This window comes from Streptomyces sp. NPDC054863, from assembly GCF_053610825.1.
The window spans coordinates 1-22102 of sequence record NZ_JBSGZD010000119.1; the positions used below are offsets into that span (position 1 = coordinate 1).

The following is a 22102-nucleotide window of genomic DNA, read 5'->3' on the forward strand; positions in this document are numbered from 1 at the left end:
TCCCCCGGGTGTGCGGGGGAAGCCGCCCGTTCTCGTACGTTCTTCAGGGCCCGCCCCCGCAGGCCCTGACCCCGGCCCTCGTGCATACGTCCGCGAGCGGGCGCCCGGAACCCCGTACGTACGCATCCGTACGCCTGAACCCCGTACAACACCTCTCGCAGGCCTCTCGCACCCCGCACAGGTCGCCCTTCGCCGCCCCCAGCCGCCCTTCTGCCGACCCGGCAGCCCCGCGCACCTCCCGGAGCACCGAGACCGTCTCGCCGGGCCGCAGAACCGCACAACCGCACAACCGCCACTCAACCCTGCTGGAGCTGCTGGGGTACCGGGGTACTGGTTCCTCCTGCGACCGCCGCCCCGCCCGGCACTCGGCCCGGCCCGGCCGGTTCAGACCTCCTCGGCCAGCGTCCGCGCCAGTGCCGAGATCCGGGTGTACACCCCGGGACTCTCCGCCTGCCCGCATCCGCTTCCCCAGGACACCAGCCCGATCAGCCGCCCCCTGGCCACCAGCGGCCCCCCGCTGTCCCCCTGGCAGGCGTCGTGGCCGCCCTCCGGGTCCCCCGCGCAGAGCATCGTGGCCGGCAGATACGTGCCGTCCGGACTCCCGGGATACGCCTTCGCGCACGCCGCGTCGGGCAGCACCCGTACCCGTACGGACTTCAGGGCGTTCGCGTATGTCCCTCCCCCAGTGGTGTCGCCCCAGCCGTAGACGGTGGCCGCCGTCCCCGGCCTCTCCAGGCGACTGCCCTCGGCCGCCACCCTGATCACGTAGCGCTCGGGAAGTGCGACGGCCAGGGTCATGACGGCCACGTCCCCTGAGTTCGACTGCGGGTCGTACGACGGGTTGACCCAGGTCCTGCGCACGGCGATCTCCCTCCCGCCCGGTCCCCGCAGTTCGCCGCGCCCGGCGATGATCTTCAGGTCGCGCACCTCGTTCAGCGGCACGCCGAGCACGTCCCGGCCCACGCAGTGCGCGGCCGTCACGACCTTGGTCGGCGCCACCACCACTCCGCCGCAGAACTGTCCCGCCCGCGTACCCCCGAACCGGTCACGACTGGACACGGCCACCGCCCACGGGCTGTCCGCCGCCCGGACGGTCTGGCCGCCTATGACCACGCCGTCGGCCGCTGCCGGGCCCGGCACCGCGAGGGGCGCCACCACCACCGCGGCGGTCAGGGCAAGGGCCCCGGTCAGTGATCGGGTGATGGGTCGACGCATGCGTCCTCCTGACTCAGGGGTGAACTCCGCACACCCAGAGTCACGCAGGCCCCACCGCCCCGCACCCGCGCCGCATGTCGCGGGCCCGGGTCCCTCCCGTACAACGCTCACTGGTCGTACGGAGGGACCCGGGCCCGGGAAAGAACAGCGCGCCGGGATCAGTCGAGGTAGTCGCGCAGTACTTGGGAGCGCGACGGGTGACGCAGCTTCGACATCGTCTTGGACTCGATCTGGCGGATGCGCTCACGCGTCACGCCGTAGACCTTGCCGATCTCGTCCAGCGTCTTGGGCTGGCCGTCGGTGAGGCCGAAGCGCATGGAGACGACGCCCGCCTCGCGCTCGGAGAGGGTGTCGAGGACCGAGTGCAGCTGCTCCTGGAGGAGCGTGAAGCTGACCGCGTCCGCCGGGACGACCGCTTCCGAGTCCTCGATGAGGTCGCCGAACTCGCTATCGCCGTCCTCGCCCAGCGGGGTGTGGAGGGAGATAGGCTCGCGGCCGTACTTCTGGACCTCGACGACCTTCTCGGGGGTCATGTCGAGTTCCTTGGCCAGCTCCTCCGGGGTGGGCTCGCGGCCCAGGTCCTGGAGCATCTGGCGCTGGACGCGGGCCAGCTTGTTGATGACCTCGACCATGTGCACCGGGATGCGGATGGTGCGGGCCTGGTCGGCCATCGCGCGGGTGATCGCCTGCCGGATCCACCACGTCGCGTACGTCGAGAACTTGTAACCCTTGGTGTAGTCGAACTTCTCGACGGCCCGGATCAGTCCGAGGTTGCCCTCCTGGATCAGGTCCAGGAACAGCATGCCGCGGCCCGTGTAGCGCTTCGCGAGGGAGACGACGAGACGGAGGTTGGCCTCCAGGAGGTGGTTCTTCGCCCGGCCGCCGTCCTGGACGATCATCTCCAGCTCGCGCTTGAGCTTGGGCGCGAGCTTGTCGGAGTTCGCCAGTTTGTCCTCGGCGAACAGGCCCGCCTCGATGCGCTTGGCGAGCTCCACCTCCTGCTCCGCATTGAGGAGGGGGACCTTGCCGATCTGCTTGAGGTAGTCCTTGACCGGGTCGGCCGTGGCACCGGCGACCGCGACCTGCTGCGCGGGCGCGTCGTCCTCGTCGTCGTCGGAGAGCACGAAGCCCTTGGCCTCGCCGCCCTCTTCCTCCTCGCCCGCCTTGGCCTGCGTCTCCTCGGCCTGCCGGCCGCCGTCGGCCGCCTCGCCCTTCTTCGCCACGGCCTTCTTCGCCACCGTCTTCTTGGCGGCGGTCTTCTTCGCCGTGGCCTTCTTGGCCGACGCCTTCTTCACGGCTGCCTTCTCGGCGGGCACGGCGCCGCTCTCACCGGCGACGACGTCCACGGATTCGGCGACCGGAGCCGCCGCTGCCGCAACAGTCCTGGGGGCGGCGGTACTTGCCGCGAAGGTCCGGGGTACGGTCTGCCCGGCAGGGCTCTTCGCCTGGACGCTCTTGCGGGCCCGCAGGGGCGGCTCCGCAGCAGTGACCATCAGCGTCACACCCTCTTCCTCAAGGATCTGATTGAGGCTGCGCAGGACGTTCTTCCACTGGGTCGGCGGAATCCGGTCGGCATCGAAAGCCCGACGCACATCGTCGCCGGCGATCTGCCCCTCAGCCTTTCCCCGCTCGATGAGCGCCAACACGGACTCGGAATCGGCGATCTCCGGCGGGAGCGTACGGGATGTGCTGGCCGACACGAAGAACCTCTCGGAACGATGGAAATGGCGTCCGACCCCGCCCATGAGGGCCTGAGCCGACGACCACCGGCTGGGGATGTACCGGCGGACCGGGCGAAGGGCCTGGGACCGTCCGCGGAGCCGTGAGCGACATCCGCTTTCCCTCCCCGGCTCTCACCTCTTAGGTCATCGCGGGATCCCGAGGAGTGTTACGCCCCGACTTCGTGGCCCGAGTCACAAATCCGATTCACCACGAACTCCCGCACGAGGGAGGGCTCCCACAATCGTGTCGCCGAACCCGAGGGGTCCGGCGACACGAGTTCCGTACGCCCTTGGGGGCGGCGGCGTTTCAGGGGTGACGCGCTGTCAGTGCTCGCGGGGCGCGGGAACGACGCGGTCCACTTCCGGGTGCACCGTGAGGAGTTGGCGCATCGCCGACTCCGCGCCCGAACCGTCTCCCGCGGCGAGGGCGTCGGCGATCCGGGCGTGGTGGGAAAGAGAGGCGTCGGTGGGGCGGTCACAGCCGAAGATCGGGCCGCCGGACACCTGGAGGGCCGCGGAGACGATGCCCGAGAGGTGCTCCAGCATCCGGTTTCCCGCGAGCTGGATGAGCAGCGAGTGGAATTCGGCATCGGCCCTGGAGAAGGTGAGGGAGTCGCCCTGGGCGAGCGCGTGCCCCATGATCTCGACCATGTCGCAGAGGCGCTGCTGCACGTCCTCGCGGCCGTGCCCGGCGGCGAGGCGGGCCGCGAGCGGCTCGATCGTCCAGCGCAGTTCGGCGAGTTCGCGCCGCTGGTCGTCGCGCTGGGGTCCGAAGGCACGCCACTCGATGATGTCGGGGTCGAGCAGGTTCCAGTCGCTGACCGGACGGACACGGGTACCCACATTGGGACGGGCGCTGACCAGGCCCTTGGCCTCAAGCACGCGCAGCGACTCACGGACGACGGTGCGGGAGACCTCGAAACGCTGGCCGATCTCCTCGGGCACGAGCGGGCGGTCGGCGCCGAGGTCGCCCGAGACGATCATCTGGCCGAGCTGCTGGACGAGTTGGCCGTGCAGGCCGCGACCGCGGTTGCCGGCCGAGCGGCGGCCGACCCGGCCCAGATCGGATTCCGGACTGTCCCAGCCGATGGGGCCGACACGGTCGGCGCCGGAGGTTTCCCCGTAGGGATAGCGGTCGAGTTCACCAGGCCCGGCGAGACCTGAGTCGACGGGGCGGGCGGCGGTCATCATGGTGTGCGCAAGGGTACTCACGGATGAGTTGTCGGCGTGACTTCCCTGCCCCTTGAGGTCTTTGGTGAAAAGCACACGAAAGGGTGATCACCGTCCTCCTCGCAATTGACGCCTTATCGTAAAGAAACGGGCGTTCCCAGGGGAGTTGTGAGCGATTCGACGACTCTTCGTCAGGATGTGGTCACCAACGGGCCTTGCGGCGAAGCCCCGTGAGCAGATACGCGCACAGGAGCGCAGGGAGCGACAACGCCATGGCCACTCCCACCGGTTGGGCCACGAGCCGCATCGCACCGAGCAGCCACTGGTCCGCCTCGCCGGGAAGCCGGAGCCACATCAGCTCCCGCAGCCTGCTCGGGAGTCCGACCATCGAACGCGCGGCCGGGCCCGTGAGCAGGTGCTGCACGGCGGGCGCGACGGCGACGGGAACGGCGAGGACCGCGGCCACCCCGGCGGCGGTGACCCGGAAGACTCCGGCGCCCAGCAGTCCGGCCCAGGCGCAGCCGACGCACAGCGCGGCCCAACTCGCCGCGGCGCCGGGCAGGCCGGCGGGAAGCTGCGTCAACTCCGCTCCGTACAGCAGGCGCAGGAGAAGGAGGTTGGCGCAGACCGTCAGGGCGGCCAGGGCCAGCGCGGTGCCCGCGGACACGGTGAGTTTGGCGAGGAGCAGCCCGAGACGCCGCGGAGAGGTGCCGCGCGAGGCCGCGAGTGCCGGGTAGCGGAACTCGTCGCCGAAGGAGAGCGCTCCGAGCAGGCCCGCTCCGAAGGCGGCGGGGGGCAGCGGCAGGAGTCCTGGCCAGGCGGCGAGGGTGGCCGGCAGGGCCGCGGCTCCGGTGTGCGTGAGCAGGGCGGCGAGGACGGCGGACGTACCGAGGACCGCGACGAGGATCAGGAGGGTGCTTCTGGTGCCGAATGTGCGGCGCAGCTCGTACCTGAGGGGGCGGAGGGGACTGCGGGCGGGCCGGGAGGGCAAGGGGGCGGACTTCGACTTCGGCACGGGTACGGGTACGGGTACGGGCAACGGCTCGGCGCTCGACTCGGGTACGGGCAGCGGCTCGGGCCCTGCGCTCGGCGCAGGCTGTGCCGCGGGTACGGAGGGAATCCCCGAGGCAGGCTCGGGCAGCGGCCCGGGGCCGGGGCCTGCGAGCTGCTCCGCCGGGAGTGCAGCGGGGCCCATGTCGCCGATTTCGTCGGCCAGTTGGTGCAGGAGCACGCCGTGCCGGAAAGCGGTGTCACCGATTTCCGCACAGTTGCTGCCGTAGACGGAGAGGCGGTTGCCGCCCTCCGGAACCACCTCCACGGAACGGCGGCCCACCCTCGCCTCCTTACTGAGGAGGGCTCCCAGACGTGCGGCCTGGGGGGTGCGGACGGCAACGCGGGGGCGCAGTCGGGTCCGGGCGAAGTCGGCCGCCGCCTGGTCGGCGACGAGGCGGCCCTCTTCGAGAGTGACGACACGGTCCGCGGTACGGGCGGCCTCCTTGGGGTCGCCCGTGGTGTAGAGCACGGTGCCGCCGTGTGCGGCGTGGGCGCGCAGGAGTCCGTACAGCCAGCTGTTGTCACGGGGCGAGAGACCGGCGGCGGGCTCGTCGAGCAGCAGGGTGTGCGGGTCGGCGAGGAGGGCGGAGGCGAGGCCGAGCCTGCGGTCCATGCCGAGGGAGAGGTTGCCGAGGCGCTGTGTGCCGAGTCCGCCGAGGCCTACGACTTCGAGGAGTTCGTCGGCGCGTGAGGCCGGTACACCGGCGGCGGCGCACAGCATCCGGAGCTGACCTCGGGCGGTGCGTGCGGGGTGGCCCGGTACGTCGCCGAGAAGGGCGCCCACCTCGCGTGCGGGGTGGGCGAGGCGGTGCAGGGGGCGGCCCCTGAAGTACGTGACTCCACGGCCCTGTTCGAGGGCGAGCATGAGGCGCAGCGCGGTGGTCCGACCGGAGCCGGGGGCACCGAGAAGGGCGGTGACGTGGCCGGGCCGGGCCTCGAAGGTCAGGTCGTCCACGGCGGGCGGGCGGGCCCGGCGGGGCGTGCTGGTGAGTCCGATGGCCTGGAGCATCGCTTCCCTCGCGTCTCTTGCGTCTCCCGCGTTTTCCGCAGCCCCCGCGGAAGGTTGGGGAGGTTGAGGCGGAAGAGGCGGGTACCGCAGCAAGATAACGCGACATTTTGGACTTTTTGCGCAGCGAGAGGAAGTGCGGGTGTCAGAAGAGCCTCCGCTCGGCCCCAGCGGCAGTCCGGCAGGCCCGTTTCCGCCGGGCGGACCGGGCGGGCCGGGCGGACCGGGCGGACCGGCCCGACCAGGTGGACCAGGCGAACCGGACGAGGTGCACCTCAGACCTCGGGACGAAGCATCGGCGGATTGAGTACGGTCGCCCCACCCGTCCTGAACAGCTGTGCGGGCCGACCGCCCTGACGGGTCGTCGTACCGCCGGAGGGGACGAGGAACCCCGGGGTGCCCGTCACCTTGCGGTGGAAGTTGCGGGGATCGAGAACGACGCCCCACACCGCCTCGTACACCCGGCGCAGTTCCCCGACGGTGAACTCCGGCGGGCAGAAGGCGGTGGCGAGTGAGGAGTACTCGATCTTCGAGCGGGCCCTCTCGACCCCGTCCGCGAGGATCTGTCCGTGGTCGAAGGCGAGCGGGGCCGCCTGCTCCTCTTCCCTGCCGAACCCGTCCCCGTGGCCGAGCAGCGCCTCCACCGGGGCCCAGCGGGCGCTGTTCGCGTCGCCTCCCGCGCGGGGGGCGGGAAGGTCGGGGGCGAGCGCCAGGTGGGCGACGCTGACCACCCTCATGCGGGGGTCGCGCCCCGGATCGCCGTAGGTGGCGAGCTGTTCCAGGTGGGCGCCGTTGCCCGGAGCGGCGCCCAGGGGCTCGTGCCCGGGCGGTGCGGAAAGCGCACTCAGACCGGTCTCCTCGGCAAGCTCCCGGGCCGCGGCCGTCGCAAGGTCCTCATCTGCCCGGACGAAACCGCCGGGCAGCGCCCACCGCCCTTGGAACGGATGCTCCCCACGGCGTACGACCAGGGCGCAGAGCGCGTGACGGCGCACGGTGAGCACGGCCAGATCCACGGTGACGGCGAAGGGCGGGAAGGCCGACGGATCGTAGGGCGACATGCCGTGATCATAGTCGTCTTCCTGACGATAAACAGTCCCCACGGGTCTCTCCTCCTTGTCGCGTCCCGTGCCGTCACACACCCAGCTGGAGTCCGTCCGCGGCTTCCTCCACCATGCCGAGGCCGAGCCTGCTGACCCTTGCGGCGAAGGGCTCGCCCGCGACCCGCAGCCCGGAGAGCTGCAGCGCGCCCAGGGGTGCGCTGCTGAGCGGAGCCAGCCTGACCGTGCCGGCAGGGGCGTCGGGACGGATGCCGACGAGTGTGGCGAGCAGATGGATCCCGGCGGTTGCCGACACCGCAGCGGGGCGGCACGCCGCCGGGTGCGGCAGCGGCGAGCTGTCGGCGGTCCGCTGCTCCCCCGCGTACATCTCCGGCAGACGGTGCCCGAAGGCGGTCGCGGCGTCCAGCAGGCCGCGCAGGAGCGAGCCGGCCTCCTTCTCGTATCCGGCGGCGGCCAGTCCGGAGATCGCGACCGCCGTCTCGTGCACCCGTACGGCGCCGCTGCGGTGGCCGAACGGATTGTGCGCGGCTTCCTTGGCGCCGAGGCCACGCAGCCCCCAGCCCGAGTCCATGGACGGACCGCCGAGCAGCCGGGCCAGTTGCTCGGTCTGCACCCTGTCCAACAGTCCGGGCGCCAGCTGCCCGGCCCTCAGCAGACCGGTGTCCAGCAGGTGTACGGCCGTGCCGCCGAGGTGGGGCACGTGGCGTCCGTCGGCGGTGCGGGCTGCCGACGGGCGTCCACCCGCGCGGTCGTCCCACCAGAACTCCTCGCGGAAGGCCCGGCGCAGTGCGGCGGCCCACTGGCGCCAGCCGTCGGCACCCGGTCTGCCGCAGGACTCCAGCAGGTCGGCTCCCAGCAGGGCCGCACGGTGCGCGTGGGCCTGGGTTTCGGCCCGCCGCAGCCCGCCGGGTCCCGGGTCGCGCAGGTACACGTCGTCGCCCACGGCAGTACGAAGCCACTCCAGGCAGCGCTCGGCGGCGGGCAGCAGCTCCGCCAGGTCCTGCTCCGGCAGGCCCCAGCGCCGCGCCTCGGCGAGCACCACGGGAAACGCGAGGGTGGCCTCCACCCCCGTACAGCCGGCGGGCAGGTGCGGTCCCGCGTCGCGGAACGGGCCGGGGATGCGCCCGCCGCCGCCCGCCTGGGTGCGGGCGAGCGTACGCAACGTGTTCGCCGCCAGCCGGGTGCCGAGCGGGAGCGCCGCCCTGGCCGCCCAGAGCGCCTCGGCCGGGGCGAGGCCGCAGCGCCACGGAATGCCGGCCGCCGGGTAGACGTCCGACGGGTGGGCGGGGTCGCGCATGAGCAGGGACCGCAGGTCGTCGACGCTCGTGCGGAGCAGTTCCCGCACCCGGGGGTCGTCGCCCTCGGCGCTCACCTCGGGCAGTGGGCAGCCTCCCGTCTTCCCCGCGGAGCGCACGGCGCGCTCGGTCCTGACCCGCAGCTCGATGGTGCGGGATCCGCCGGGTGGCAGCTCCATGTCCCAGCGCAGCAGACCCGCCGAGGCCACTGCGTCGCCGGGCGGCGGGTCCGCGGTCACCACCGCGTGCGCTCCGCCCGCCGTCCAGCGCATGCCGGAGTCGTGGACGCTGGCGGGCAGTTCGGGCCCCGGACGGCCCGCGCCGATCGCTCCCAGGTCCGCGAGGTCCGTACCCAGGGTGATCTCCACCGGGATCCGGAGCGGTCGGGGCACCGAGCTGCGCAGGGTGATGCGCTCGGTGCCGTCGGCCGTCCTGATCCGTTCCACCGCGACGCCGGGATCCGGGCCGCCGTCGCCCGGAGTGCGGACCACGGCCATGAACCTGGCCCGGTCCGCCCCGGCCGCCCTGCCCTGGACCGGGACCGGTTCGCGTCCTGCCACGCGCAGAACGCAACGGGACAGCAGCCTGCGCCCTGCCTGGTAGAAGCCCTCAAGGCCGCTTCCGGTGAGCTGGCCGTGCTCGGCGGAGAGGGCCAGGGACGGCAGGTCCGCGCAGACGATCATCGTGTGGACCGCGGGCAGCTCGGCGGGGCCCCCGGCTCCCGGAGCGCCGCCCGTGGCGGAGGCGGGTGCGGTTCGGCGGGGCTGCGCAGGCGTGCCGCGCGCTGCGGAGGACGGCGGGACGGTGAGGGCCATGTGGTGCCTTCTCTGCGCTCCGGAGGGTGGCGGCGGATGAGGCGACGCGGTGCGTGCACTGCCGCCACACAGGTGAACGGTGGCGCGGGCGAGGGGGTCACGGCCGAAGGGCATGACGAACGCGGCGGGCTTGGCGACAACTGCGGTCGCGGTGACCGTGGCAGGCCCAGTAACCACAGCGGGCGCGGTGACCGTGGGCGCGGCGACCGTGGCAGGCGCGGTGACCCCAGCGGGCGCGGTGACCGTGGGCGCGGCGACCGTGGCAGGCGCGGTGACCCCAGCGGGCCCGGCGGCGGCTGCCGAACCGGCGAAGGCGGCGGGCCCGACGACGGCGGACATGCGCGGCGCTGTACGCCCCTGCGGCGCCCCGGTTCCGGTCATCGGCCGCTCCTCGCCCCGCGCCGCCCCCGGTACGGCGTCTCACGGCGGCGCTCCCCGCCCCGCACGCCGGCGCCCTGCCCGCCGGTGTCCCGTGCCACTGCGGGCCCGGACCGCGGGCCGGTCGCTCCGGCGGCGGGCCGGACGCGGGATCGCTTCTCCCGCTGTCCGCCCCGTACGGCAGATCCACCGGCCCGGCTCCCCGCGGCCCTCCGTCCACGGACCGCAGCCCGCGCACGGACGGTGGATCCGGTGGATCGCGCACGGGCAACCGAACGTGGCCGGGGCGTCGGCCGCTTCGGCCCGCCCCCTCCCGGGCCGGGACGCGCGCCCTCGCCATCGGTCCGCGCGGCCCTCTCCCGGCGCAGGCAGGCGCGCAACTGCTCCGGATCGAGGCCCTCGTTGCACGCCTGGTGGAGCAGTTGCGCGAAGGTGTACTCCTCGTCGGCCTGCAGCGCGAGACCCAGTGCGACACGGGCTCCGGGCTCGTCTCCGGTGGACCAGGCGACCCAGCCCGCAAGGCTGAGCGGCGGCGCAGCATAGGTGTTGTACGGTCCGACGCAGCGCCTGGCGAGGATCCGCCAGAGCCGCAGCGCATGGGCCGCTTCCGGCCCCTCCATCCACTCCGCCGCGTGGTCCCTGGTGTCCCTGTCCTGGATGCCGACGATGACGGTGGCGGCCTCCTCGTCACTGACGAGATCGTCGTCGACGCTGTCCGCCGCCACCCAGGACCCCCTCCCCGGCGGTGCCTGCCCCAGGCGCCGGACGAGAACCCGGACCAGGTCGAGCGTCTCCTTCTCCACCTGCGCGCGGCCGGTGTCGCTCAGAATCCTGGGAACCACGGCGCTGCCCGCGCTGTCCAGCGCCCGCACCCGGGCACGGAGCGTGGCCGGATCCTGCGGCCGGGGTGCGAGCCGGGCCTCCATCTCCCGCAGTGTGCCCTGGACCTGGATGCCGGCGTACGCGGCAGCCGCCGCCATCACCGACGTACCGGGAAGGGCGAGACCCGTCCCTTCGGGCGGGCAGCAGCGCCCGTCGGGGCAGCAGTAGGACCAGAAGCGTCCGTCCGAGAGGCAGAGCGCCTCCAGCACGGGGACGTCGAGGGCTCCACAGGCCGTACGCAGCCGCTGGGCGAAGGTGCGCAGCCGCTCCATCACCTGCCTCCCCGTCTGGCCCGCCGCCGGATCCTGACAGAGGAAGACGAGGACGCCGTCCGGGCGGCTGCCCTGCCGCTCGCTGTTGGCCATCAGGCCCTCGGCGAGGCATCCGGCGACCGGCGCCCATTCCTGCGGGGACTTCGGAATGCCCACCCGGAGCCGCCCGCCGAACCTGCCGCTGCGTCCGTGCAGCGCCACCATGACCACGGAGTCGGTGGGATAGAAGCCCAGCAAGTACGGGAGAGAATCGGCGAGTTGGGCAGGGCCGCGGAGCGTGATCTGCTGCTCCTCGGCGGATTCGCCGGTGTGGGCACCGGCATTCTCGAACGCTTCGGTCGTGTCACGTGCCCCATGGGAGTCACTGTTCGTGTTCATGTCGCTACGTTCCAATGAACCCCGCCCCACCCGCCACCCCTGTGGATAACTTTGTCCACAGGGACGGGCCCGGGTTCGCCCAATGTCGGTGCCATCGGGTTGCATGGAGGCATGACCCACCCAGACGCCCCAGACCCCGCACCCGCCCCCCTCCCTCCGGTCACCGCACACTCCGCAGAGACACCGGACCGCGCAGAGCTCCGGGCCGCGGCCGATTCCGTGCTCACCCGCCTCGTCGGGGACCCCGGTGGCAGCGTCCGGCTGCGCGAGGACCAGTGGCGGGCCATCGAGGCTCTCGTCGCGGACGGGCGCCGGGCACTGGTCGTGCAGCGGACCGGCTGGGGCAAGTCCGCCGTGTACTTCGTGGCGACTTCGCTGCTGCGGGCGCGGGGCAGCGGCCCGACCGTGATCGTCTCCCCGCTTCTCGCGCTCATGCGCAACCAGGTGGAGGCCGCCGCGCGGGCCGGCATCCGGGCGCGCACCATCAACTCCTCCAACCACGAGGAGTGGGACGCCGTCCAGGCCGAAGTGGCGGCTGGCGAGGTCGACGTCCTCCTGGTGTCGCCCGAGCGCCTCAACAACCCGGACTTCCGCGACAACGTCCTGCCCAAACTCTCCGCCACCACCGGCCTCCTGGTGGTCGACGAGGCGCACTGCATCTCCGACTGGGGGCACGACTTCCGCCCCGACTACCGGCGGCTGCGCACCATGCTGGCCGAACTGCCGCCCGGTGTACCGGTCCTGGCCACCACCGCGACCGCCAACTCCCGGGTGACCGCCGACGTCGCCGAACAGCTGGGCACGGGGGCGGGCACGGACGCGCTGGTGCTGCGCGGCCCGCTGGACCGGGAGAGCCTCAGCCTGAACGTGCTGCAACTCCCCGACGCCGCGAGCAGGCTGGGCTGGCTCGCGGACCACCTCCACGAGCTGCCCGGTTCCGGAATCATCTACACACTGACGGTGGCCGCCGCCGAAGAGGTCACCGCGTACCTGCGCCACCGAGGGCACACCGTCGCCTCGTACACCGGACGCACGGAGAACGCCGACCGCATGCAGGCCGAGGACGACCTGCTGGCCAACCGGGTCAAGGCACTGGTCGCGACGTCCGCACTGGGCATGGGCTTCGACAAGCCCGACCTCGGGTTCGTGGTGCACCTGGGGTCGCCGTCGTCCCCGATCGCCTACTACCAGCAGGTGGGCCGTGCGGGCCGTGGCGTGGAGCACGCCGAGGTTCTGCTGCTGCCGGGCAAGGAGGACGAGGCGATCTGGAAGTACTTCGCCTCGGTCTCCTTCCCCCCGGAACAGCTCGTGCGGCGCACGCTCGACGCCCTCGCACATGCGTCGAAGCCGCTCTCCCTGCCCGCCCTGGAGCCGATGGTCGACCTGCGGCGCACCCGGCTCGAAGCGATGCTCAAGGTCCTCGACGTGGACGGTGCGGTGCACCGCACCAAGGGCGGCTGGACGTCGACCGGGCAGCCGTGGGTGTACGACGCCGAGCGGTACGAGTGGGTGGCCGGACAGCGCCGGACCGAGCAGCAGGCGATGCGGGACTACGCGGCGACGGCCGGCTGCCGCATGGAGTTCCTGCGCCGCCAGCTGGACGACGAGCAGGCGGCACCCTGCGGTCGCTGCGACAACTGCGCGGGCATCAGGTTCGACGGCAAGGTCTCGGCCGCCGCCCTGGACGCGGCGCGCGGCGAGCTCGACCGCCCCGGTGTGGAGGTGGAGCCGCGCAAGATGTGGCCGACCGGTCTGCCCGCGGTGGGCGTCGACCTCAAGGGGCGGATCCCACAGGGCGAAGTCGCCTTTCCCGGGCGAGGCCTGGGTCGTCTCTCGGACATCGGCTGGGGCAACCGGCTCCGCCCGCTGCTCGCCGACCAGACCCCGGACGGCCCGGTTCCGGACGATGTGGCCAAGGCGGTGGTGACCGTGCTCGCCGACTGGGCGAAGGGACCCGGCGGCTGGGCGTCAGGTGCGCAGGAGGCGCCGCCCCGGCCGGTGGGCGTGGTCGTGGTCCCGTCGTACCGCAGGCCCGGTCTCGTAAGGTCACTGGGAATGCACATCGCGGAGGTGGGCCGGATGCCGTTCCTCGGTTCACTGGAGTACGCGCCGGATTCCGCGGGGGGTCCCCTGCCGAAGGCCAACAGCGCGCAGCGGGTCCGTTCGCTGCACCAGGCGCTGACCGTGCCGCCGGAGCTGGCACAGGCGCTCGTGGCGGCGGGCGGGCCTGTGCTGCTGGTGGACGACCTGTCCGACACCGGGTGGACACTGGCGGTGTCTGCGCGACTGCTGCGCCGGGCCGGAGCGGAAGGGGTGTTTCCGCTGGTCCTCGCCGTTCAGGGATAAGGAGAGGAGTCGGGAGTGGTCCGACTGGGCAAGGATATCGGTGTCATATCCACAGAATCCGGTCGGCTGCCCCAATTGTTCGTTGCCGCATGCCCTTACGCCAGGAAGAATTGGAAGCGCTCCCCGCACGGTTCTCACGTGGTCCGGAAGGGCTGTGCCGCGGTGCGCCCCCACCCGACCTTGCCCGCAGCCGTGGGCGCGTATGCGAAGGGAGGACCGTGACCTTCGGATTCGCGCCGTCACCAGGTTCGCTGAGCCCGTCGTCCGCCGATGCAGCCAGCCGTCTGGGCCGCACGCTGGAGCCTGCCGAATGGGCCTCGGCCGGAATTCCCCTGCTGCGCAACCCCCGTGAAGTCGTCAGCGGCCTGCACGCCCGCCATCGGCCCACTCCCGCGACCGCGGTCGTGGCCGTGCTCGACACGGAGGAGCGGCTGACCGCGAGTGCCTCGTTCGTCCGTCGGTCCGCCCCGGCGGACGGCTGGGAGCTGCGCAACGCACTGCTCGCGCACCTGCGCAGGGTCATTCCGCACGACCTCCGCCGACGCACCCCCGTACGAACCGCCGTGCTGCTCTACTGCCGGGAAGGCGACGAGCGGTGGACGGAGGAGGACGGCGCCTGGATGTGGGGGCTGCGCGACGCCTGCACCCTGCACGGGCTGCGCTGCGGGGCGTACATCACGCTGACCCGCGGCGGCTGGCAGGTGCTGGGCGAGGGCCGGGGCGGGCGTCGGCCCTGTGCGGGCTCGCACCCCTCCGGCCTCGCCGAAGTGCTGGCCGGTGCCGATCCGGCGCCGCAGCGCACCGGAGGCGGGGCCGCCGAGGCACTGCGCCGCGCGGCGGCCCGCTGATCCGGCAGCGGAACTGCCGGACCTGCGGGATCCGTCCGTGCGTCAGACGCCCACGCCGAGAATGGAGTTGATCCGCTCCGGGTCGCCGCAGACGATCAGCAGCACACCGGCGCGCTTCCTCGCCGCGGGCAGCTTCGAAGCCAGAGCGTCGGCTGCCCCCGCCTCGTCGTTGACCGCGACGACGACCACCGGCCGTGCGGCGGCGCGCCCCACGGCATCGATGCCGGCGTAGAACACGTCGTCCCCGGCGTCGTGCTGCGCCCAGTAGGACGCCTCGCCGAACGACAACTCATGGTCGGCCCACGGGTGTTGTTCACCGGTGGTGAGCACCAGCACATCGCCCGGCGCACGGCCGGAGTCGAGGAGCAGGTCCACCGCTTCGCCCGCGGCGTCGAGCGCGCCGTTCGCGGGAGCCGGGATCAGCTGGATCTGGGCCTGCGCCGACCCGGAAGCCGGGGCGGCGGCCGGAGCCGCGGCGGGCACGGCGGCCGGAGCGGCAGCAGACCGAGCGGAACGATTCTCCTCATGGGAGGCCTGGGGCCGGTTGCCCGGCGTAGGGGTCCGCTGCGCCGGAGGGGCGGGGCGGACGGGACCGGGGCGCGGCACCGCCGCGGGGCGCGGGCCGGGTACGGGGCGAGGGGTCGGCGCGGTGCGGCTGGCAGCCGGGGTGGCGCGGGGACCCTGGGCGCTCTCGTGAATCTGAGACTCCTGGTGATGAGTGGATGAGAGGCATGAGTGGAAATCTGTCGGACGCCGCTGCGCCAGGCATCGGCGGGTGGTGCGTCGGGGCGTACGGGAGCCGTACGTGCCTCACGTGTTCGTACGTCGCGCGCCTCACGCGCCGTACACCGGCCGTGAACCGGCCGTACGTCGTACGTGAACTGTCAGAAGTCGAAGCCGAGTTGGCCCCCGCTTTCCAGTGCTGCGGCCTCGGCCGACATCCGGTGCTTCTTGAGGTGCCGCCACTGCGGGAGCCCGTCGAGATAGGACCAGGAGAGGCGGTGGTGCGCGGTCGGCCCGAGTTCCGCGAGGGCCGCCTGATGCACGGGAGACGGATAGCCGGCGTTGGCCGAGAATCCGTAGGGCGCGCAGCCCCCGGCCTCCGAGTCCAGTTCCGCCATCATCGCGTCCCTGCGGACCTTCGCGATCACCGAGGCGGCCGCGACCGCGATGCAGGACTGATCGCCCTTGATCACCGTACGGACCTTCCAGGGTGTCCCGAGGTAGTCGTGCTTCCCGTCGAGGATGACCGCATCGGGCCGTACCGGCAAGGCATTTAGCGCACGTTCGGCGGCGAGCCGCAGGGCGGCCGTCATCCCGAGTGCGTCGATCTCCTCGGGCGTGGAGTGGCCGAGCGCGTACGACGTCACCCACTCCTCAAGCAGCAGCACGATTTCGTCGCGGCGCTTGGGGGTGAGGAGCTTGGAGTCGGTGAGTCCGGCGGGCGGGCGGCGCAGTCCCGTGACGGCGGCGCACACGGTGACGGGTCCGGCCCACGCTCCGCGCCCGACCTCGTCGACACCGGCGACGATCTTGGCACCGGTGGTGGCGCGCAGCGAGCGCTCGACGGCGTGTGTGGGAGGTTCGTACGGCATGGCGCCAGCCAGGGTACGCCGCCGGGGCCCGACCGCAACACCCCGGCCCCGGGGCGGGGCCTGGGAAGGTCCCGACCCGGGGTTCAGCCCGCGAATTCCCTCGTTCGCTTCTGCACATCTACGAACATCAACGGGCATGGGCGGGGCGTGCGGTCGGAGCCGTCAGCGCCCGTACTCCCCGCTGTTCGCCGGTCCGGTGTTGCGGCAGTCCACGACCCTCGCGTCGAGCGGGTGCTTCGCGAGGACATCGAGCGCACGCCGCTCGCCGATGCTGGTGGCGTACCAGGGCCTGTCCTTCAATCCGTCCGCGATACCGCGCAGCGCACAGGTCCGCTGCGGCTCCGGGAGGCCGTTCAGCGCGGGCACCGCGTCCGCCGAAAGGTCCTGGAGGTACTCGACGTCGATCGTCCTGTCGTCGGTGAAGCGTTGCACATTGCGCTCCGCGACCAGCGCGTCCGGCGACAGGAGGCCGAAGGCCAGCACCGCCGCACCCGCGCTCCCCGCGATCGCGCGCGGCAGCCAGCGGGCGCCGAACACCCCGGCGGCCATGATCAGGACGAGCACCAGGCCGAGCCAGAGCTCCATCGCCGCCACCGAGATCCGCAGTCGCGTCAGCCCGTACTCGTCGACGTACAGGTACATCCTGCTCAGGGCGGACGCGACGACCACCAGGGTGAGCAGGCACAGAACTCCGAGCACGGACCGCACGAGCGTCCGGTCACGGGTGCCACCCCTCGGCGCCCAGCGCTTCGCGAAGGCAATGACGACCAGGGTCAGCACGGTGGCCCAGAGAAGCTGCCAGAAGCCCTGCCTGGCGTACTCGGAGTAGGTCAGTCCGGTCTCTTCGAGGACCTTCGCGTACCCGCCGAAGAGAACCGCGAGCTGCACCGCGATGAAGGCCGCGAACAGCAGGTTGAGCACGACGAGCGGAAGCGCCCACTCCATGCGTCCACGCGCCCGTCCTGGCGCGATCCTGGCCTTGTCCCACTGGTGCGGTGCGGCAGCGGTACGGGCCGCCGCCAGCGCCCCGACGAGCCCCAGCGCGAAGAGCAGGATCCGCCACGGACCGTCGGAGACCGACACGTCGGGCACGAGGCTGCCGAGCAGTTCGGCGAACGCGGCGTCCGCGCTCACGAACAGCGCCCCGAACACCACGAGCAGGACAGCGGCGACGGCGACGGTGCGCAGCACCGGCCCCCAGCGGTCGCGCGAACCGCCCGCCCGCTCGCGCAGCCCCTTCCAGCCCCAGCCGATGCCCGGAATCACCGAAGCCCAGATCCCCAGCGACCCGACGAGGACACCGAACCAGCTCCGGCTGCCGTGCAGGGCGAGCGAGCCCAGCGCCAGCGCGGAGAGGACCGCGAGGAAGGTCGGCCAGCCCGCGTCGCGCAGCGCGGGTACGAGGAGCAGGGCGAGCCCGCCGAGCCCCCAGACGAGCGTCCAGGGGCGGATCCGCCGGCCGGCCGCCTGCGCGGCGAAGTACGCCGCGAGGGCGGCGGGCACGGCCACGATCAGCAGATTCAGCCCGAGGCCCTCACCGAGGAACAGCGCGCTCAGCAGCGCCGTGGCAAGCACCGCCCAGAGAGAGGCGGCCCGCACCTTGGCCGGCGGGCCGGGGCGGACCCCGGCGCGCCAGGCGGGCGGCTGAGCGATCTTCTGCCGACGCTGCTGCTGCCAGTGCTGGTGGGCCTGCCACTGCTGCCACTGCTCCTGCTGCCGCCGCTGGAGCGCCGACTGCGCCTGCATGTACGCGGGTACGGCGGGCGGCGGCTGAGCGGCGCCCTGCGGGGACGCAGGAGACGAAGCAGCCCTGGCGGGCCCGACAGGTTCGGTGGGCTCGGTGGATACAGCAGGCACAGTGGACTCAGCAGGCGCAGCGGACTCAGCAGCCACGGACGGCGCAGGCGCAACAGCCGGTATCGCCGGTGGAGCATCTTCTGGTTCAGGCACGGGACCCCCTCCCGACCAGGCACTTTGCGCCTCGCGCAGTACGTGGCGGGGTGGGCCCGGTGTCTCGTTCGGCACACGCCGGTGATGATCGACGCGGCGGCGTGGCCGTCAGACTAGCCCGGCGGCGGCACGCCCTCCCCACTGCCTCGAAGATGCGGACAGAACCCTGACGCTGCCTCTGTGCAGAGGCGGAGGAAGGTCACTTCACCGTGTACGGAGGAAGGTCACTTCACCCGCACGGGCAACCACTCCGGCAGTGCCTCGGTCTGCTCCAGCCAGCCCGACGGCGGACGCCCCGCCTTCGCCCCGGCGAGCACACCGCCGACGATGGCGCAGTTCGTGTCGACGTCGCCGCCCACCCGGGCGGTCGCCCAGAAGGCCCGCTCGAAGTCGCCGAGCCCACGAGCCGCCGACCAGAGTGCGAACGGCACGGTGTCGTGCGCGCTGGTGCGCCGGCCGCAGCCGAGCACGGCGGCGACGGTGCTCGCGTCGTCGTAGTCCAGCATGTTGCGGGCCCTGCGCAGCCCGGCCGCGACAGCGCTCCGCGGCACGAGCGCGATCACGCCGTCGAGGAGCCCCTCGGGCGTGGGCGGCCCGGCGGGTGCGGCAGCGAGCGCTGCCGCGCCCGCGACGGCCATCGCGCCCATGACCGCTTCCCGGTGCTGGTGGGTGACGTACGCGGAGATCTCGGCCTGGTGCGTGGCCTGCTCGGGGTCGTCCGCGTACCAGGCGCCGAGCGGGGCGATCCGCATCGCGGCGCCGTTGCCCCAGGAACCGCGGCCGTCGAACAGTGCGGCGGCCAGCTCACGCCAGTCGCCGCCCTCGCGGACCAGCCGGAGCATCCGGTTGACGGCAGGACCGTAGCCGCGGTCGAAGTCGTGGTGGTCGGCGAAGGAGCGCGCCAGCACGTCCTGGTCGATCCGCCCGTGTCCGGCGAGTACGGCCAGCACGGAGGTGGCCATCTCGGTGTCGTCGGTCCACTGCCAGGGTCCGGACGGCAGCTCGCCCCTCTTGAGGAGCGGATAGTTGGCGGGTACGAAGAACTGGGAGCCCAGTGCGTCTCCCACGGACAGCCCGCGCAGGCTGTCCAGCGCGCGCACGAGGCGCGGGTCGGAATCGGAGTCAGCGGTCATCGCTCAGCACTCTAACCGGTGATTCCGTACGGCTCGGGGGAACACCAGTGCGCGAACGGCCGGTCCAGGGTGTACCGCCCGTCCTCGCCCAGCTCAAGGACGCGCATCTCGGCGTTGCCCGGGTTGGACAGCGACTCGAACTCCGCGACCGACCAGTGGAACCAGCGCATGCAGAACAGCCGCATGGTCAGCCCGTGAGTGACGATCAGGACGTTCTCCGGGTGGTCGGCCGCCTCGAAGCTGCGGTAGAGACTCTCCAGGAAGGCCCCGACCCGGTCGTAGACGTCGGCCCCCGACTCCCCCTGCGCGAACCGGTAGAAGAAGTGCCCGTACGCGTCCCGGTACGCCTTCTGCAGCCGTACGTCGTCCCGGTCCTGCCAGTTCCCCCAGTCCTGCTCGCGCAGCCTCGGCTCCTCCCTGACCCGTACGCGCCCCGGGTCGAGGTCGAAGGCGCGGAAGGTCTCGTGGGTGCGCCGGTAGGGCGAGACGTACGCGCTGATGCCCTCGTCGCCGAAGAGTGCGCGCAGCCGCTCCCCCGCCGCCCTGGCCTGCTGCCAGCCGTTGTCGGTGAGCCTCAGGGCATGGTCGGGCTCCCGCTCGTAGACGGTGTCATCGGCGTTGCCCTCGGATTCGCCGTGCCGGACGAGGACGATGCGTCGCGGTCGTGCCATGCCGAAACCCTAGTTCGAACGGGCGGAGCCGGCTCGACCGGCCTGCTGCCGGGGCTCCATCCGGCGTACCGGCCGCCCGGAACACCCTCAAGAACCGGAAAACCCTCAAAAGGCGTCGTACCCCGGAGGTTTACAGGGCACGGCGCCGCAGAGGGCTGCGACACCGCACACGAGCGGCCTACACCGTCCAGGACGGCTCCAGCTCCACCACGTCCCCCGCCAGCGCCGCCACGTCCGCCTCGGTCTGCGCGCGCAGCGACAGCCGCTCCACCCGCTCCGCCCGGTACTTGCCGTGCTCGGCGGCCGACTGCCACATCGAGAGCACCAGGAACTCGTTGCCCGGCGCTTCTCCGAACACCCCGCGCAGCATCCCGGGCGATCCCGCCATCGCCGGGTTCCAGACCTTCTCCTGCATCAGCGCGAAGTGCTCGACCCGGTCCTCGCGCACCTTGCAGTGGGCGATGCGCACGACGTCGGCGTCGGTGAACTTCGGCTCGAAGCCCGTCTTGACGTCGAAGCGGTAGTCGAACAGCTTGACCTGGATGTCGTTGTACGTCCCGGACTGCGCGGCGGCGAGCCGGTCGTGCGAGCGCGCCATGAAGGAGTCGTAGAAGGCGCGGCTCTCCCAGAAGGCGAAGACGTGCGCCACCCCGTCCCGCCCTCTGCTCCAGCCGCCGCTCTGGCCCCGGAATCCGGGTTCACCGAGCAATCCCGCCCATTTCCGCTGCCCCCGTTCAAAGCCTCGACGGTCGACCACAGTGCAGCGAATCCACTTGACCAGCACCGCGCCATCGTACGGCCAGGAGGGTGACCCGAGTCACCCCGCAGCGGGGTGCACACGGCGCACGGCCACCGCGTCCCCGTCCGAGAGTTCGATGCCGAACACCTCTTTGAGGACGCCGGCCGACTCGTCGGGCGCCACGGGCCGTTCGGAGAAGCTGCCGTCCGCCCTGCCCGTGCGCAAGGTGTCCGCGACGAAGCCGTACCGGGCATCGGCGGTGATGCGGTGCGCGACGACCTTGCCGACGAAGCTGGAGCGGGGATGGGTGGAGCTGTAGTGGTTCATGACGGTGAAGTCGCCCGGGTACAGCGTCTGCGGCGCGAAGGCGTACAGATCCACCCACCCCTCGGCGCGCAGCGCGCGCAGCACCAGGATGCCCTCGTCCTCCGCGCCGATCCCGAAGGTCCACCCGTCGCTCTGCCGTATTTCCGCTCCGGCCCGCAACGGCACCGGCTCCAGCGGCCCCTGCCAGCCGAACCCGCAGTCCACCAGCCACTGTTCGCCCTCGACCGGCACGACCAGAACGGCATGGGTCACCGGGAGCAGCGCATCGCCCCGCGTGCGGTTGCGCGCCCCGCGCCCCGCCACCTCGAAGCCCAGCCGCTCCAGCACCGCGGCCAGCAGCGAATTCTGCTCGTAGCAGTAGCCCCCGCGTCCCTGCCCCACCAGCTTCTGCTGCAGCCTCTTGAGGTCGAGGGGCACGGGCCGATCCAGCGCGACCTCCACGTTCTCGAACGGAATCGCGGTCACGTGTGCCCGGTGCACCGCCTGCAGCACCTCTCGCGTCACCGCGCGCTCCCCGTCGTACCCGATCCGCGCCAAGTACGCGTCCAGATCGATCTGTTCCCCGCCCCAAGTCGTCATGGACACAATGATCCCCACAACCACACTGCTGACCAACGCACTTGTCGCACCGGGTGGGCCCTGTGAGGATCGGTTCACGACTGGAAGCGGAGGAACACACGGTGAGCAGCTTCAACAAGGGCATCCGGAAGGCCGACGTCGCCCTCAAGTGGGACCCCAACCCACTCGGCGCACCGGCCGCCGACCTCGACATCGTCGCCGGTGTCTACCGCGCGGACGACCTGTACGGCGAGCCCGCGTATCTGGTGCACTTCGGCAGCCGTTCCCCCGACGGCACCATCACCCTCCACCGGGACAGCAAGACCGGCCAGGGCTTCGGCACGGACGAGCAGATGACCCTCGAACTCGACCGCCTGTCGCAGGAGTACGGGCGGGCGGTCCTCGGGGTGGCGATCCAACAGCGGGACGGGCGCATGGAGTTCGGCGACATACAGAGCACCCACATGCGGCTGTCCGAGGGCTACACCGAGCTCCTGAGCAACGACTTCACCACTGTCGAGCGGGCCACGGCCGCCACTGTCGCCGAGTTCGTGCGCGACGCGGACGGCAGCTGGGACCTGCACGAGACGGTACGGGGCTTCGACGCCGACCCCGAGGAGTTCACCCGGCTGATGGGGGTGCAACAGCGCTGAGCCCGCCGTACGGCAGGAAGGGCGGCGCTCCCGAGGGAG

General features: G+C 72.2%; 17 protein-coding genes. 3 read left to right on the top strand and 14 right to left on the bottom strand.

The window, feature by feature from the left end; all coding sequences use genetic code 11:
* Positions 1-384: 384 nt before the first annotated feature.
* The 7 genes from ACWGIG_RS21380 to ACWGIG_RS21410 all read right to left on the bottom strand — a co-directional run bounded on the left by ACWGIG_RS21380 (position 385) and on the right by ACWGIG_RS21410 (position 11243).
* Positions 385-1215, bottom strand: coding sequence for a S1 family peptidase (locus ACWGIG_RS21380; RefSeq protein WP_453323220.1), 831 nt, complete (start codon positions 1213-1215; stop codon positions 385-387).
* A 158-nt stretch (positions 1216-1373) separates the two neighbouring features.
* A complete protein-coding gene (locus ACWGIG_RS21385; RefSeq protein WP_453323221.1) occupies positions 1374-2915 on the bottom strand; it encodes an RNA polymerase sigma factor in 1542 nt (513 codons plus the stop codon).
* A gap of 345 nt (positions 2916-3260) precedes the next feature.
* Positions 3261-4148, bottom strand: coding sequence for a FadR/GntR family transcriptional regulator (locus ACWGIG_RS21390; protein WP_453323222.1), 888 nt, complete (start codon positions 4146-4148; stop codon positions 3261-3263).
* Positions 4149-4308: 160 nt separating this feature from the next.
* Complete coding sequence (locus ACWGIG_RS21395; RefSeq protein WP_453323223.1) at positions 4309-6168, bottom strand: ATP-binding cassette domain-containing protein; 1860 nt, start codon at positions 6166-6168, stop codon at positions 4309-4311.
* A gap of 272 nt (positions 6169-6440) precedes the next feature.
* Positions 6441-7223: an NUDIX hydrolase gene (locus tag ACWGIG_RS21400; RefSeq protein WP_453323224.1), complete on the bottom strand. Its 783-nt coding sequence runs from the start codon at positions 7221-7223 to the stop codon at positions 6441-6443.
* A gap of 73 nt (positions 7224-7296) precedes the next feature.
* Complete coding sequence (locus ACWGIG_RS21405) at positions 7297-9333, bottom strand: glycogen debranching N-terminal domain-containing protein (RefSeq protein WP_453323234.1); 2037 nt, start codon at positions 9331-9333, stop codon at positions 7297-7299.
* A 377-nt stretch (positions 9334-9710) separates the two neighbouring features.
* Positions 9711-11243, bottom strand: coding sequence for a DUF4192 domain-containing protein (locus ACWGIG_RS21410; protein ID WP_453323225.1), 1533 nt, complete (start codon positions 11241-11243; stop codon positions 9711-9713).
* A gap of 111 nt (positions 11244-11354) precedes the next feature.
* Between ACWGIG_RS21410 and ACWGIG_RS21415 the strand changes: the two genes are divergently transcribed.
* A complete protein-coding gene (locus tag ACWGIG_RS21415) occupies positions 11355-13589 on the top strand; it encodes a RecQ family ATP-dependent DNA helicase (protein WP_453323226.1) in 2235 nt (744 codons plus the stop codon).
* A 218-nt stretch (positions 13590-13807) separates the two neighbouring features.
* The gene (locus tag ACWGIG_RS21420; protein WP_453323227.1) at positions 13808-14437 is read left to right on the top strand and encodes a hypothetical protein; all 630 of its coding nucleotides are present in this window, start codon (positions 13808-13810) and stop codon (positions 14435-14437) included.
* 42 nt (positions 14438-14479) lie between these two features.
* Here ACWGIG_RS21420 and ACWGIG_RS21425 read toward each other — a convergent pair whose 3' ends face one another.
* The 7 genes from ACWGIG_RS21425 to ACWGIG_RS21455 all read right to left on the bottom strand — a co-directional run bounded on the left by ACWGIG_RS21425 (position 14480) and on the right by ACWGIG_RS21455 (position 21431).
* A complete protein-coding gene (locus ACWGIG_RS21425; protein WP_453323235.1) occupies positions 14480-15202 on the bottom strand; it encodes a hypothetical protein in 723 nt (240 codons plus the stop codon).
* A 119-nt stretch (positions 15203-15321) separates the two neighbouring features.
* The gene (locus tag ACWGIG_RS21430; protein ID WP_453323228.1) at positions 15322-16032 is read right to left on the bottom strand and encodes a ribonuclease HII; all 711 of its coding nucleotides are present in this window, start codon (positions 16030-16032) and stop codon (positions 15322-15324) included.
* Positions 16033-16194: 162 nt separating this feature from the next.
* Positions 16195-18021, bottom strand: a complete 1827-nt coding sequence (locus tag ACWGIG_RS21435; RefSeq protein ID WP_453323236.1) for a DUF4153 domain-containing protein — start codon at positions 18019-18021, stop codon at positions 16195-16197.
* A gap of 185 nt (positions 18022-18206) precedes the next feature.
* The gene (locus ACWGIG_RS21440) at positions 18207-19115 is read right to left on the bottom strand and encodes an ADP-ribosylglycohydrolase family protein (protein ID WP_453323229.1); all 909 of its coding nucleotides are present in this window, start codon (positions 19113-19115) and stop codon (positions 18207-18209) included.
* Positions 19116-19126: 11 nt separating this feature from the next.
* The gene (locus ACWGIG_RS21445; RefSeq protein WP_453323230.1) at positions 19127-19786 is read right to left on the bottom strand and encodes a histidine phosphatase family protein; all 660 of its coding nucleotides are present in this window, start codon (positions 19784-19786) and stop codon (positions 19127-19129) included.
* Between the two features lie 178 nt (positions 19787-19964).
* Positions 19965-20570 carry a YdbC family protein gene (locus ACWGIG_RS21450; protein ID WP_453323231.1) on the bottom strand — a complete coding sequence of 202 codons (606 nt, stop codon included), beginning with the start codon at positions 20568-20570 and terminating at the stop codon, positions 19965-19967.
* A 33-nt stretch (positions 20571-20603) separates the two neighbouring features.
* Complete coding sequence (locus tag ACWGIG_RS21455) at positions 20604-21431, bottom strand: arylamine N-acetyltransferase family protein (protein ID WP_453323232.1); 828 nt, start codon at positions 21429-21431, stop codon at positions 20604-20606.
* A gap of 101 nt (positions 21432-21532) precedes the next feature.
* Between ACWGIG_RS21455 and ACWGIG_RS21460 the strand changes: the two genes are divergently transcribed.
* Positions 21533-22063, top strand: a complete 531-nt coding sequence (locus ACWGIG_RS21460; protein WP_453323233.1) for a TerD family protein — start codon at positions 21533-21535, stop codon at positions 22061-22063.
* Positions 22064-22102: the final 39 nt, after the last annotated feature.